The following is a 13,805-nucleotide window of genomic DNA, read 5'->3' as shown; positions in this document are numbered from 1 at the left end:
ACAAGCATTTGATGTAAAAAAGCCGATGCAGTTTTTGCATCGGCTTTTTTGTTGGTAGCTTTTGAAGTTAAATAAAGTCGATGCCGATGGCATCCACTAACAAGGTCTTTTTATTAATGCAGTGTTTGACACCGGCAAACTCTCGGTGATTAACCAGCAACACCAAAATATCTGCTTGGGTGATTGCGTCATTTAAAGACACTAGCTGATGATTAGCTAATGGTTTCGGTAATGCCCTGATATTAGGCTCGACCAGTAACAATTGCGTCGTTGTGGTTTTGGCAAATTGTTTGGCAATATGCAAAGCAGGGCTTTCCCGCAAATCGTCAATATTGGGCTTAAATGCCAAGCCTAAAACCGCCACTTTAAGTCTGGATTCTTCAAGGCCGCTAGCTGTTAAGCTAGCAACCGCATGACGAATCTTACCAAGCACCCAGTCTGGTTTGTGGTCGTTAACCTCCCGCGCAGCACGGATAAGCCTGGCTTCATTGGGAGTTTTATCGACAATAAACCAAGGGTCTACCGCGATACAATGGCCGCCAACACCGCAGCCGGGTTGTAAAATATTGACCCGTGGATGATGGTTGGCAAGCTTAATCAGCTCCCAAGGATTGATGTCGAGCTTATCGCAGATCATTGACAATTCATTGGCAAAGGCAATATTGATGTCACGAAAAGCATTTTCGGTCAATTTGCACATTTCTGCCGTGCGGGCGTTGCTAATCAGTAATTTACCGGTCACAAAAATTCGGTAAACATCTGCGGCACGTTTTGAGCACGCATCACTCAAGCCGCCGATGATACGGTCATTTTCCACCAATTCCCGCACCACATGCCCCGGCAGTACACGTTCTGGGCAGTAGGCAATATTAATGTCAGGATCAAGTTCATGCTCTACAGGCAGGCGTAAATCCGGTCTGGCCAAACTTAGCCAATCCAGTATTTTTTCAGTAGTGCCGACAGGGGATGTCGATTCCAGAATAATAATATTACCTTTTTCCAGTACCGGCGCAATGGATTCTACGGCGGCTTGCACGTAGCTCAAATCAGGTGCGTGGTCGCCTATAAACGGCGTAGGCACGGCAATGAGAAAGACATCGGCGGGTTCGGGTTTTGTCGTGGCGCGTAAGTAGCCTTGAGTGACGGACGCATGCACCAGCATATCCAAATCAGGTTCAACAATGTGGATTTTACCTTGATTAATGGTATCTACTGCGTGCTGGTTAACATCAACACCAATCACTTTGATTTTGCGCGAAGCCAGCATAGCTGCGGTTGGTAAGCCAATATAGCCAAGACCAATAACAGACGCGGTAGAGATATTAAATTGCTGCATGGGTGATTCCTTGTTGATCGTTTTTAATAATATTGACAATGTGCTGGCAAGCCTTGCCATCACCATATGGGTTATGGGCGTAACTCATGCGATTGTATTCGTCTTGATTGGTTAATAGTGTCGTGATGGCTTCGGTGATAATGGCAGTGTTGGTACCGACGAGCTTCACCGTACCGGCACTCAGCGCTTCAGGGCGTTCGGTGGTGTTGCGCATAACCAAGACCGGTTTGCCTAACGAGGGCGCTTCTTCCTGGATACCACCGGAGTCGGTAAGGATAATGTAAGATCGTGTCATTAAATACACAAAAGGCAGATAATCTTGTGGCTCAATCAAATGCACATTGGCGACATTGCCGAGTAATCGATTCACTGGCTCTAAAACATTGGGGTTTAAATGTACAGGGTACAAAAAATCAACATCTGGAAACTGTAGGGCCAATTGTTGAATAGCAGCACAGATATTTTTGAAGCCATCGCCAAAATTTTCTCGTCGATGTCCGGTAATTAGCACTAACCGCGCATTATCACGCAGGTAGGGGAAGTTTTTATGCAGTGATGCGTTAACGGCCTTATCGGCTTCTAACTTTTCCTTTACCCACAACAGTGCATCAATAACGGTATTGCCTGTGACATGTATGCTGCCTGCCGGCACGGCTTCCTTGAGCAAATTATCCTGGGATTGTGGGGTAGGTGCAAAGTGCAAGCGTGCGAGCGCACTGGTCAGTTTGCGATTAGCTTCTTCTGGCCAGGGTGAATACATATTGCCGGTACGCAAGCCTGCTTCTACATGCCCCACCGCGATGCGTTGATAAAATGCAGCCAGTGTGGTGCAAAATGTGGTGGAGGTGTCGCCATGCACTAGCACTAAATCGGGCTTAAATTCTATTAGCACAGGTTCTATGCGGCTGAGGATTTCTGTGGTAATTCCAGACAGCGTTTGCCCAGGCTGCATAATGTTAAGATCATAATCTGGCGTTATCTCAAACAGTTCTAAAACCTGGTCAAGCATGTGTCGATGTTGCGCTGTGACACAGACACGACTATCAAATTCCGGTTGTTGCGCCAATAATTTAACCAACGGTGCCATTTTAATGGCTTCTGGGCGCGTTCCGAACACGGTAAGTATTTTCATAGGCTTAAAGTTATTGTATAAATAGTATTTTTGACAAATAGCGCCTGAAAAATATTAACCTTTACCTTTTTTGAAAAAAATAGAGGTGTCATTATCAATTGTAAGTCTGAAGACTTTTTAATTAAGCACGTTAATACCTCGTGCAATGCGCTTTCAATGTTAATTATTATGATAGTTTTGTCGTTAAAAAAATTAGTTTTTTGCATTAATTGCTTGTATTTGGTAAAGAATATTTGCATTAAAGCATAGAGCATTATAGTTAATTTGCAGCATTTTACGGTTAAAATACCACACAATAAAATCATTGCAGGTTTTAGCTGTTGGCTTTGAGATTTAGATAAAACCACGAATAACCGGCATTAATATCGTTTTAGCGACAAAGTCTGAGGCGACTAAAGTAAAATGTCCGTAATCGTAAGTAATTAAGCCTTCTTTACGATCATTGTTAAGATAGGTGATGCAGCCGTGTTTATCGCATAATGGATTAATCAAGGACACATATCTCACCTCTTTTGAATTGTTGTACTTAGCGTGCAACAGCGTATCGGTATGCAGCACCGCTTTGTCAAGATGCGTGTTCATGCGCTGCGGATAATCCATCCAGTGCTGTCTTAGCATGATTTTATATAAAAATGGCTGCCATTGTGGCACAGGACCTACTAAGATAATATGCGCTACTCCGGCGGCTTTTAGGTGCAAAATAGTTTTGTCATAGTCATTATTTTCATGATTTTTCTGTTGCGCCAAAATAACGACCTTCGGCTTTAATTGTTGAATTTTTTCTAAAATAAACTGATTAGCTTTATTGCAGGTTTGCAAAGGGTCAGGATTTAAACGCTGTGTCGTAGGTGGGCAGCCAGAAGCCCCGGCTTGTAACAGCGAGACATCCGTTGGTAGATTATGTGTCAAGCCGTAATTTAAATGCTGCATGTGAGAATCACCCCACAGAAATACCACATTTTTAGAATGGGGTGTGTAGCACCGGCTATCAATTTCGGCTCTGGGCGTGGATTTTTCGATGTCGTAAAAATTGCACTCGTGATGTTCCAAGGCAACTAAATGGTGGCTGTGCGTGTAATTGAGGCCAGCAAAAAATTCGCTGTAATCAACCTTATCTTGCATACGAAAAGCAAAGCCATTGGCGGTTTGTGTGCTATAGCCTACTGCCAGTAATAAGGTTAATAGCACACAAAGCCCTGTGGTTTTATGGTGTGTGTTTGCGCCAAAGCGGATGGGTTGCTCAACGATGCGATAGGTTAACCACGCCAGAAAAATACTGGCAGCGACTAGGCTTAATCGCAGCGCCAGTGTTGGTGTGCCCAATACCATAATGCGAGCGAAGCTCAGTAAAGGCCAATGCCATAAGTACAGCGGAAAACTGATCAGACCGATAAAAACCAAAGCGGGATGTGCTAATAGTTTTTTGTTAAACCAGGCTGTAGTGCCCGCAAAAATTAGCAAAGTTGCACCCAGCACTGGCAGTATCGCCCACCAACCAGGAAATGCCTTAGTCTTGTCTAAGTAAAACACAGCAATGGCAATGCATAAACCACCGATAAATGCCGCTGTATTTTTAAGCAATGACGCGTATGAGCGTTTATTGTTCTTGTCGCCACGCCCTTCAGTGGGAGATAGTGGCCGATGTGATTGGCCTGGTAATACGCTTAGATAAGCAAGCAGCGATCCTGCCATTAATTCCCAAAATCGTGTAAAGGGTGAATAAAAATCGCTAATTGGATCAGTATGAACACTGCGGATATTAAATACAAAGGAAGCCAGAATAAACGCCAGCATTAGCCAAAGTAAGTTGTAACGTTTTTTAGTGGCAATTATCAATACAACGGGCCACACGAAATAAAATTGTTCTTCAATGCCTAAAGACCACAAATGTAAGAGTGGTTTAAGTTCGGCTTGGTTGTCAAAATAACCGGATTCACTCCACAAGACAAGATTGGCGACAAAGCCCGCACCGCCTGCGATGTGCTTGCCAAGTTCTTTGAATTCGTCGGGTAATAGAATAAACCAGCCCACGCCAAAACAGGCGCTTAACACCACAATTAACGCCGGAAAAATGCGTTTGATGCGTTTTGTGTAGAAAGTGCGAAAGCTGAAATGTTGGCGGGTAATATCGGTAAGAATAATGCGCGATATTAGAAAGCCGGAAATAACAAAGAAAATATCTACACCGATGAAGCCGCCTTTTAGCCATTCTGGAAAGGCGTGAAAACCCACAACCAATAACACCGCAACAGCGCGTAGGCCATCAATGTCGGGTCGGTAGTGTGGGCTAGTTGTTAATGGGTTAGTAGAATATTTTTCCATCATGGATAAGGTATTAATATTTCAAATTAGCACAGAACAATACGGTAACTATAGCTGTGTTAAACCGATTTTCGCTCCAACTCTGTTTTAGCCACCTTATCGCGTAAATACACCGGCATGGCCAATTCTGCACCCACCGCCAAACCTTGCGCAAAACCGTGTACCCCCAACTTAGCAACAGTCCGCGCACTGGGTAAATGCTGCGCCTCAAAATAGCTAAGCTTGTCATCTAAACGCAACTGTAATTCATCTTGATACACAGACCAAGCTGAGCCAACCCCAATGCCTCGTAATTCAGGTGCTACAACCAAACTAGCGGGAGTAACAACTTCCTGGCCAATTAATTGCGCAAAACCTTGGCTATCGCGTTGATAAACGCCCCAAAAAATCTCGCCTAATCGCGCATCCATCGCTGCAAACACCACATCCAACTCCGCAGTATTATGGTTGAAAAAACCTTGTGCCAATGCTGCTAAAGTAGACACCGGTACGACTGGAATATCCAGCCCAAAGGCAATGCCTTGGATAACACCGGTAGCAATCCTGACCCCAGTAAACGAACCTGGGCCACAGCCAAATGCCAACGCATCCAGATCAGCAGGTTTTAAACCCGCTTCGGCCAATAGCGAATCAATCATCGGCAAAATAAGCTTGGTGTGTTGCTGCGGGGCGATTTCAAAACGTTCCAGTATCCCGCCAGCAACAAAAAGGGCGGCGGAACAGGCTTCGGTGGCGGTTTCTACGGCTAATAATTTCATTCAGTTGGTGGGTCTTGGAAAAATGCAGTCACGTCGTCGATATGACGGGTGCGTTTCATGGCGGGAATACTGTCCAAGAACAATTGTCCGTAACTGTTTTTTAACAAACGCCGGTCACAGATCATTAATACGCCACGGTCATTAACATCGCGGATTAACCGGCCGATGCCTTGCCGTAAAGTAATAATGGCAACCGGCAATTGATGCTCAAAAAATGCATTGCGGCCTTGTTGGTTTAGCGTATCCAGCCGTGCTTTTAACACCGGATCACCCGGCGATGCGAACGGTAATTTGTCTATAATAACACACGATAAGGCCTCGCCCCGCACGTCAATACCTTCCCAAAAACTCGATGTACCGAGTAATACCGCATTGCCCAGTTGTTTGAATTCCGCCAATAACTGGGCTTTGGGCTGGCTGCCCTGGATTAATAACGGGTAGTCGAGTTGATCGGCCAAAATATCCGCCGCCTGTTTTAAGGCGCGGTGGCTGGTGAACAGAAAAAATGCCCTTCCTCGACTGGCTTGCAGCACTGGCAGGGCAAATTCGATAATATCCGGCACAAAATTCGGTGAATTGGGCAGCGGCAAGCCTTTGGGGTGATAAAATAGCGATTGGTTGGGGTAATCAAACGGACTGTCCCAGCTTTTGCTGACTGTGTTGCTAAGCCCTAAGCTGTGGGCAAAGTAATCAAAGGTATTGGCTACGCTCAAGGTAGCCGAGGTAAATATCCAGCTCGCTTGATAATATTGCATAAAGTTACGGAACTCCGAGGCAATATCCAGCGGTGTGCGGCTCAGGGTAAAGGATTTTTTATAGGTTTCGTACCAGCGTATCCATTGGCCGCTTTTGTCGTCCATAATAACAGTGAGCTGCGCCATGAGCTCGTCGGCGCGTTTATAACATGATTCCAGACCCTTGGCTTTTACCGAAGCCAGTTCCAGTTGCTTGGTTAAGCGCTGCAATTGGGTTTTGAGCTTATTAAGGCTGGCCAGAATATTAGGATTGCCGGCAATATCTTGCCAATCGCCGCGTTTTTGCTCCACACCAAACGCTAGGCGCAAATCTTTCACCTCGGTTGCCAAATCTTCCGACGCGCTGCGCAATACCGGCATGTCGGTGGCATCTTTAAAATATTCTTGCAGAGTATCGCTGGAAAGATCCAGTAGTCTTTTGCTACCGATACTGATGCCTAAAAAGTTGGAGGCGGTATCGGCCAGTTGGTGAGCCTCATCAATAATAATCACTTCGGCTTCGGGTAATAACTCGCCAAAACCATTGTCTTTAATCGACCAATCGGCACACAGCAAATGGTGGTTAATCACCAGCACATCGCATTCTTGCGCCCGTCTACGCGCTTTCACCAAAAAACATTCGTCGTAATCGGGGCACTCTTGGCCTAAACAATTGTCTTGTGTGGAGGTGGCGTGTTGCCATACCGGATCACCTTCCGCAATGTCGGCTACTTCGGCGATATCGCCAATTTTAGTTTTTTTTGCCCACAGTTTTATTTTCGACAGTGCGACCGCCTCTTCTTTGCTGTAGCCACGGATATAATCCAAGGCATCCCTCAGCCGGTATTTGCACAGATAATTGCTGCGCCCTTTTAGCAACGTGGCCTTAAACGGGATTTTTAAGGCGTTGCGGATAATCGGCACATCGTTGTTAAATAATTGGTCCTGCAAATTTTTGGTGCCGGTTGAAATGATAACTTTTTTTTCGGATAAAATGGCCGGTATGAGATAGGCAAAGGTTTTGCCGGTGCCGGTGCCCGCTTCCGCGATTAGATTGTGATTGTCATCAATAGCCGAAGCGATAGCGCTGGCCATTTCGGTCTGCGCTGCACGAGGCTGATAACCGGTTATGCTGTGTGATAATGCGCCATCGGCACTGAAGATTTTTTCTAAATTTGTCATTGCGTCACTAAAGAATACGAGAAGCTGTATTGCGATTTTCCGCTCATGGTAGAACACTGTGTAAAGAAACGCCAATATCTTGAGTAATTGGTTGAAATATAGGGCTACTCATTTAAGCAGGGACAATACGTAGTACTTAGTCATTCATTAAATGTCGAGTAAATTTCAAACACGAGGTTTTAAAAACTTCGTAGGTCTTTGCAATATCCGACAGGATAAAACTGACTGAGTAGTAGGTTGGTAGTGCGGTAACGAACTACAACATTGAATGTGTTTTGGCGTTGGGGTTTCTAACGTCACCACCAACCTACATCAGTACCTTATTTTTGCCCCAATTTACGTTGATAGCTAAATATCGAGAGTCTGAGTGAACCCTGAAATAACAGAAAACAGTTTTGATATCCCCACATTTTTAAAGAACCTGACCACTCGGCCAGGTATTTATAAAATGCTCAATGATCAAGGCGACATCATTTATATCGGTAAAGCCAAAAATCTTAAAAATCGCGTGTCCAGTTATTTTAGAACGCAAAGCGCCTCGCCCAAACAACAGGCGATGGTCACTAAAATAACCAGCATAGATGTCACCGTCACCCACACCGAAACCGAAGCGCTGTTGCTGGAAGCCCAGCAAATCCGGCACCACAAGCCCCGCTATAATATCTGTCTGCGTGATGACCGTTCTTACCCGTATATCCATTTGTCCAGCCACGAGTTTCCGCAAATTGGCCTGCACCGGGGTGCCAAGAAAAAATCCGGCCAGTATTTTGGCCCGTACCCTAGCGCCAGCGCCGCCAAAGACAGCCTTAAGATGTTACAAAAAATTTTCCCGATTCGTCAGTGCGATGATTCGGTGTACAACAACCGCACGCGACCTTGTCTGCAATACCAGATTAAACGTTGCACTGGCCCGTGCGTGGGTTTAATCGACAAAATCAGTTATGCACATGATGTTGATAACACAATCTTATTTTTAGAAGGCAAGGGCGGCGCACTGCTTGATCAACTGATCATCAACATGGAAAATGCCGCCATTGAATTAAATTATGAACTGGCTGCCAGCTTTAGAGATCAAATTGTTAAGCTGCGCCTGGTGTTGGAGCAAAATTTTATTGAAGGTGAAAAAGGCGATGTCGATATTATTGCTTGTGCGACCAAGGCCAATCTGGCCTGTATCCAGGTGTTTTTTATCCGCAACGGCCAGCATTTGGGCAACAAAGCCTTCTTCCCTAAAATGACCGATGCAAACGACCCCGCCGCCGTTATTCAGGCATTTATGGCTCAATATTATTTTGATAAACCGGTGCCGCATGAGTTTATTGTCAGCCATGAGCTGGAGGAATCTATTTTACTGGCTGAGGTTTTAGCCAACCAAGCCAAACATGCGGTAATCATTTCCCCACGGGTGCGTGGAGAAAGGTTAAAATGGCTACAGATGGCCATCACTAATGCCGAAAATACCTTGCTTAGCAAGTTGGCGAATAAGCAAGACAGTTATGCACGTTTTTTGAGTCTGCAAGACGTGCTAGGGTTGCAAGAAATCCCTAAGCGACTGGAATGCTTTGATATTAGCCACACTCAAGGCCAGCAAACCGTGGCCTCTTGCGTGGTGTTTGATAGGGAAGGTCCGGTAAAATCAGCGTATCGCATCTTTAATATAGAAGATATTACGGCGGGTGATGATTATGCGGCTATTCATCAAGCAGTGTACCGGCGCTTTAAACGCATTAAGCAAAATGAAATTGTCGCGCCGGATATTTTGTTTATTGACGGCGGCAAAGGCCAGGTCGCTGCTGCGCAAAAGGCATTGATAGAATTAGACATAAACAGTGTTATGATAGTCGGCGTTTCTAAGGGGCCTGACAGAAAAGCCGGTATGGAAAAAATGATTGTGGTGGGGCAAGAATGCCCACTGGATATTAATCCCCGCGCCAGTGCGCTGTTATTAATCCAGCATATCCGCGACGAGGCGCACCGTTTTGCCATAACAGGCCATAAACAGCGCCGCGCCAAAGCCATGCAGCAATCGGTGTTGGAAGACGTGGCCGGGTTAGGGCCTAAACGCCGTCAGCTTTTATTGAAACAGTTTGGGGGGCTGCAAGGGGTAGCAGGCGCAGGCATTGACGCGCTTTGCAGTATAGACGGCATTAGCCGGGCATTGGCACAACGCATTTACGCATTATTTCACCAAGATGAAAATTGAATTTAACTTACCGACCAATTTAACACTCCTGAGGATCGCGTTAATACCTTTGTTAGCGGTAGTTTTTTACTTGCCCTGGCAAAACGCTAACGTGGCCTGTATGTTTATATTTTTGGCGGCGGGTATTACTGATTGGTTAGATGGCTATTTTGCTCGAAAAATGCAGTTAGAAACCCCGTTCGGTGCTTTCTTAGACCCTGTGGCCGATAAGTTGATGGTGGCTATTGTGCTGGTATTATTAGTGCAACAACAAGCCAGTGCCGCCTTGGCTATTCCGGCAGCGATTATTATTGGTAGAGAAATCACTATTGCATCGCTGCGGGAATGGATGGCAGAAATTGGTCAACAAGCGACGGTTAAGGTATCGCAACTAGGTAAGTGGAAAACCTCGGCGCAGATGCTGGCCATTGGTATGCTACTTTACCGCGAAGATTTGTTAGGTATTCCTATCAATTATTGCGGTTATACATTGCTGTACATCGCGGCCATACTGACATTATGGTCTATGATTAGCTACTTAAAAGCAGCTTTTTCGGTATTATCGGAAAATAATTAACACATATACATCATTAGCGCATACAACGTTCAGATTGATGCTTTTGCGTTAAGCCCTACTACTATATAGCAAGATAAAAATCAGCCGCTTGGGCTTTAAAAAATACCTATATAGCCCATTGGATACGTTACGACAGAAGAAGAATGGATCAAGAAAAACTAGATACGCATACAACCGTTGACACACAGGATCAAATATTACTGGCAGCTTTAAAGTTATTTACTGAAAAAGGCTATTTTAATACCTCGTTAATTGATATCAAACAGGCTGCGGGCATAAAAACCCTGGCGATTCTGTATCAACATTTTCCCACTAAATACGCGATTGCAGCGGCTTTGTACGCTAATATTATTGATAGCTTGAATATCTCTATTGATGATATTCGTCGCCGTAATCAAAAATCATCCGAACAGTTGCGCGGTATTGTGGATTTATTATTTAAATTGACCGATGACGCGCCCGACGTGATGCGCTTTTTGTTATTGCTAAGATTTAACGAATTTTTGCCTGACGAAAAACCGCTGATGGAATCGGCTGCTTTTGTTAAAATCATTAAGATCATTCAAGCGGGCATTAAAGCCGGAGAAATCCGCAATGTAGATTCGGCTCTGATTAATACACATTTTTTCGGGATTATTAATAATACCTTGCGCTCGGTGTTGTCTCGCGAGTTAGATAAAAAAGCCGATGCCTACCAAGCACAAACCTGGCTTTCTGCCTGGAACGTAATTGCTAACAAACGTTAGTAATGCTTTAAAGTTAGTTGTCCAGATTTTGTTGAGAGACTTCGCTTAATCTGGAGAGCTGCTTGGGTTGGCTACGCGTGTTGGATTTAAGCCAACACGCGTGGCTATCTGGATATGGCGTACCTGTTTTTAAAATCCCTCCGCTTTTTTTCTTGCTGCTTTAGCGCCTTCTGGATTGCTCAGTAACTCTCTGGCCTTGGCAATTAACAGCCAGCTATGTTTTTTTAATTCCCTATCCTCTGATGCTAATAGCGCGGCTTTTTTAGCCAAATCTTCAGCTAAACGCGGTTGCGATTGGTTAAGTCTTGCCACTGCCAGTTTGTAATACAAGGTGGCATTTCTGGGTTCAATTCTAATGGCGCGTTCAAGAGCGACACCAGCCGCTTCTGGATTGCCGCGGTCAGTATCTTGCTTGGCAGCCAATACCAAAGCATTAACTGGCGCAGATAAGTGTGCATTGGACTCTAGCGGTGTAAAGGCTACGGGTGTGTCTGGTTCTGCGGGTACTTCTGGTACGGGTACAGGGTTTTCTTCAACGAATGGCGGCAGCTCTTCTACTTTTTCTTCTGGTATCGGTCTTGGGGGTTTCGGTTTTTGTCTGACGGGGTCGGGTGTTATTTCTATAGGGACAGCGTGCGGGTTAAACTCTTTTAAAGGCTTGGTAACTACTGTAGGTGGCGGGGCAATAGGTTTATATACAGGGGGTGGAGGGGCGGGAATATCACCTCCGTAGACAGGTGCGGGATAGTTGTTTTGGTATTCACCGGCACAACTTGTTAATAAAACAATCAGTGTGCAAGGTGCAAAAAGTTGTTTAATTGTCATGAGTAGATTCCATTGAAGCAGTTGAAATAGAGCGGATTTTAACTCGCTAATCTATCACCAATTGCCTGGATTAGGTATAAAAATATGGTTGCTAAAAACAATTGTGGCTAGTGTGAGTGCTCTTGCATCTTTACTGTTGTAAGATACAAGAGCGTTTTGACGTACAGTCTAGCAGCTAAGGTATTATTTGCCGATTTTTAATGCAAGGAATATTGGGCTACCACGACGCTGTATTAATACCGCAACCGATTTGCCCTCAGCCATATTATTAATGGCTTTATTAAAGTCATCGGTATCATTAATCACTTTGTTTTGTATGCGTAAAATTACATCGCCACGCATAATGCCGGCATCGCGTGCTGAGCCCTTACCGACTTCTTGAACCAATACACCGCCGGTAATATTTTGCAAGGCTTCCGTTTGTTCGGGGGTTAAATTACTAACGCTAATACCCAGTTTATTAGTGGGTTTTTTCTCTGCTTTACTTTCAACTATTTTTTCATCTTGATCGGGTAATAAACCGATTTTAAAGTTTACTTTTTCAGTATCACCTTGTCTGATGATGGTTAAGGTTGCTTCTTCGTTAATGGGTGTTACACCTACCATCGGTGGTAAATCGCCGGATTTTTCGATTTGCTGACCATTAAACTCAGTAATAACGTCGCCAATTTGCAAGCTGGCTTTTTCGGCAGGACTGTTAGGCAATACCTTGGAAATCAACGCACCTTGTGGTTTTTTCATACCAAAAGATTCTGCCAATTGCCGTGTGACATCTTGAATTTGCACACCTAGCCAGCCGTGCGAGGCTTTACCATTGGACTTGATTTGATTAACCACGTTCATAGCAATATCCATCGGGATAGAGAATGAAAGCCCCATGAAGCCACCGGTGCGGCTGTAAATTTGTGAGTTAATGCCGACTACTTCGCCTTTCATATTAAACAGTGGTCCGCCTGAGTTACCTGGATTTATCGCAACATCGGTCTGAATAAAAGGCACATAATTACCGCCTGGTAGGCTTCGGCCTTTGGCGCTAACGATACCGGCAGTCGCAGATTGTTCAAAGCCAAACGGTGAGCCGATAGCTAACACCCATTCACCAACCTGAAGTTGTGCCGCTGAACCTATGTTAACGACAGGTAAACCGGTTGCATTTACTTTGAGTAGGGCAATATCGGTACGCGCATCAGAGCCGATTAATTTAGCAACCAATTCTCTTCTGTCGGTCAGTTTAACCACAATTTCAGCAGCATCTTTTACTACGTGGTGGTTGGTTAAGACAAAGCCATCTTGCGAAATAATAAAGCCTGATCCTAGTGATTGTGCTTCTTCTGGCGCAGAGCCACCTGGCGCACCGCCGCCTTGGCCATTAGGGTTTTCTAAGAAATGTTTGAATAACTCTTCCATTTCAGGTGGGATGCCTTCGGGCATTTGTTGTTTAATTGCGGCATCCATCTCCAAGGCATTGGCCTTTTGAGTTGTGCTGATATTAACGATAGCCGTGCCATTGGCTTTTACCATTTGGGTGAAATCTGGTAATTCAGCACGGGTCGGTTCAGAAAACAAAATAACCAGAAAAAAATACCAACTTAATTTTTTGAGCATAAATTCCTCATTCTACAAACAGTGACAAAACAGTTATTTAAGTATTACACCTGTAATATTACCAGCTAAAGTGAATACTATAAATTTCTTGTACAGTATAGTGCTGATTTATTGGGTGAGTCGATACATTTTAAAGCTAATATCGATGGGGTAAGTGCCGCGTAGCACTGTTATTTAAGTTAACAGCAGACTCTTTTTCAGAGTGAGAAGCTTACGGATGAGAGAGATTTAGCGGGTTAATTTTATTGTCCTCGTCTCAATTCTCTCTATCAGCAGAGGGCGTTTTTTCCTCAACGGTGGCCTGTGGGTTTTTAGAATGGGTAAATGCGCTTATATTGGCTGGGAGTAAAATAACAGTGGTCTTCAGTCAGTAACCGCCCCTTAACGACTACTGAAAAGTGCAGTG

The 13,805-nt window shown here is 44.6% G+C and carries 10 protein-coding genes; 3 read left to right on the top strand and 7 right to left on the bottom strand.

What is annotated here, in order from left to right; translation table 11 throughout:
* Positions 1-67: 67 nt before the first annotated feature.
* From wecC to CRENPOLYSF2_RS03610, 5 genes are all read right to left on the bottom strand, one after another.
* The gene (gene wecC / locus CRENPOLYSF2_RS03635) at positions 68-1,336 is read right to left on the bottom strand and encodes a UDP-N-acetyl-D-mannosamine dehydrogenase (protein WP_087142599.1); all 1,269 of its coding nucleotides are present in this window, start codon (positions 1,334-1,336) and stop codon (positions 68-70) included.
* On the bottom strand, positions 1,323-2,468 hold the full coding sequence (wecB, locus tag CRENPOLYSF2_RS03630; RefSeq protein WP_087142598.1) for a non-hydrolyzing UDP-N-acetylglucosamine 2-epimerase: 1,146 nt from the start codon (positions 2,466-2,468) through the stop codon (positions 1,323-1,325). The genes wecC and wecB overlap by 14 nt, the downstream gene beginning before the upstream one ends.
* 333 nt (positions 2,469-2,801) lie before the next feature.
* Positions 2,802-4,793 carry an acyltransferase family protein gene (locus CRENPOLYSF2_RS03620; protein WP_087142596.1) on the bottom strand — a complete coding sequence of 664 codons (1,992 nt, stop codon included), beginning with the start codon at positions 4,791-4,793 and terminating at the stop codon, positions 2,802-2,804.
* 56 nt (positions 4,794-4,849) lie between these two features.
* Positions 4,850-5,548, bottom strand: coding sequence for a tRNA (adenosine(37)-N6)-threonylcarbamoyltransferase complex dimerization subunit type 1 TsaB (gene tsaB, locus CRENPOLYSF2_RS03615; protein WP_087142595.1), 699 nt, complete (start codon positions 5,546-5,548; stop codon positions 4,850-4,852).
* Positions 5,545-7,464 (bottom strand): DNA repair helicase YoaA, encoded by a 1,920-nt coding sequence (locus tag CRENPOLYSF2_RS03610; protein WP_087142594.1) that lies wholly within the window; start codon positions 7,462-7,464, stop codon positions 5,545-5,547. Before CRENPOLYSF2_RS03610 ends, tsaB begins: the two co-directional genes overlap by 4 nt.
* A gap of 367 nt (positions 7,465-7,831) precedes the next feature.
* On the opposite strand from CRENPOLYSF2_RS03610, the gene uvrC reads away from it, so the two are divergent.
* The 3 genes from uvrC (at position 7,832) to CRENPOLYSF2_RS03595 (ending at position 10,969) form a co-directional block, all read left to right on the top strand.
* Positions 7,832-9,667, top strand: coding sequence for an excinuclease ABC subunit UvrC (gene uvrC, locus CRENPOLYSF2_RS03605; RefSeq protein ID WP_087142593.1), 1,836 nt, complete (start codon positions 7,832-7,834; stop codon positions 9,665-9,667).
* On the top strand, positions 9,657-10,223 hold the full coding sequence (gene pgsA, locus CRENPOLYSF2_RS03600; protein WP_087142592.1) for a CDP-diacylglycerol--glycerol-3-phosphate 3-phosphatidyltransferase: 567 nt from the start codon (positions 9,657-9,659) through the stop codon (positions 10,221-10,223). Before uvrC ends, pgsA begins: the two co-directional genes overlap by 11 nt.
* A gap of 143 nt (positions 10,224-10,366) precedes the next feature.
* The gene (locus CRENPOLYSF2_RS03595) at positions 10,367-10,969 is read left to right on the top strand and encodes a TetR/AcrR family transcriptional regulator (RefSeq protein ID WP_087142591.1); all 603 of its coding nucleotides are present in this window, start codon (positions 10,367-10,369) and stop codon (positions 10,967-10,969) included.
* A 129-nt stretch (positions 10,970-11,098) separates the two neighbouring features.
* Here the strand turns inward: CRENPOLYSF2_RS03595 and CRENPOLYSF2_RS03590 are convergent, their stop codons facing one another.
* Positions 11,099-11,794 carry a hypothetical protein gene (locus CRENPOLYSF2_RS03590; protein WP_087142590.1) on the bottom strand — a complete coding sequence of 232 codons (696 nt, stop codon included), beginning with the start codon at positions 11,792-11,794 and terminating at the stop codon, positions 11,099-11,101.
* A gap of 183 nt (positions 11,795-11,977) precedes the next feature.
* A complete protein-coding gene (locus tag CRENPOLYSF2_RS03585; protein ID WP_087142589.1) occupies positions 11,978-13,399 on the bottom strand; it encodes a DegQ family serine endoprotease in 1,422 nt (473 codons plus the stop codon).
* Positions 13,400-13,805: the final 406 nt, after the last annotated feature.

Source organism: Crenothrix polyspora (genome assembly GCF_900163755.1).
GTDB classification, from domain to species: Bacteria; Pseudomonadota; Gammaproteobacteria; order Methylococcales; family Methylomonadaceae; genus Crenothrix; species Crenothrix polyspora.
The sequence above is the reverse complement of the archived record's forward strand: the minus strand, read 5'-3'. Positions and strand labels throughout refer to the sequence as shown.

Coding starts and splice junctions, on each gene's coding strand:
- wecC (WP_087142599.1), bottom strand. CDS start 1,336: ATGCAGCAATTTAATATCTCTACCGCGTCTGTTATTGGTCTTGGCTAT.
- wecB (WP_087142598.1), bottom strand. CDS start 2,468: ATGAAAATACTTACCGTGTTCGGAACGCGCCCAGAAGCCATTAAAATG.
- CRENPOLYSF2_RS03620 (WP_087142596.1), bottom strand. CDS start 4,793: ATGATGGAAAAATATTCTACTAACCCATTAACAACTAGCCCACACTAC.
- tsaB (WP_087142595.1), bottom strand. CDS start 5,548: ATGAAATTATTAGCCGTAGAAACCGCCACCGAAGCCTGTTCCGCCGCC.
- CRENPOLYSF2_RS03610 (WP_087142594.1), bottom strand. CDS start 7,464: ATGACAAATTTAGAAAAAATCTTCAGTGCCGATGGCGCATTATCACAC.
- pgsA (WP_087142592.1), top strand. CDS start 9,657: ATGAAAATTGAATTTAACTTACCGACCAATTTAACACTCCTGAGGATC.
- CRENPOLYSF2_RS03595 (WP_087142591.1), top strand. CDS start 10,367: ATGGATCAAGAAAAACTAGATACGCATACAACCGTTGACACACAGGAT.
- CRENPOLYSF2_RS03590 (WP_087142590.1), bottom strand. CDS start 11,794: ATGACAATTAAACAACTTTTTGCACCTTGCACACTGATTGTTTTATTA.
- CRENPOLYSF2_RS03585 (WP_087142589.1), bottom strand. CDS start 13,399: ATGCTCAAAAAATTAAGTTGGTATTTTTTTCTGGTTATTTTGTTTTCT.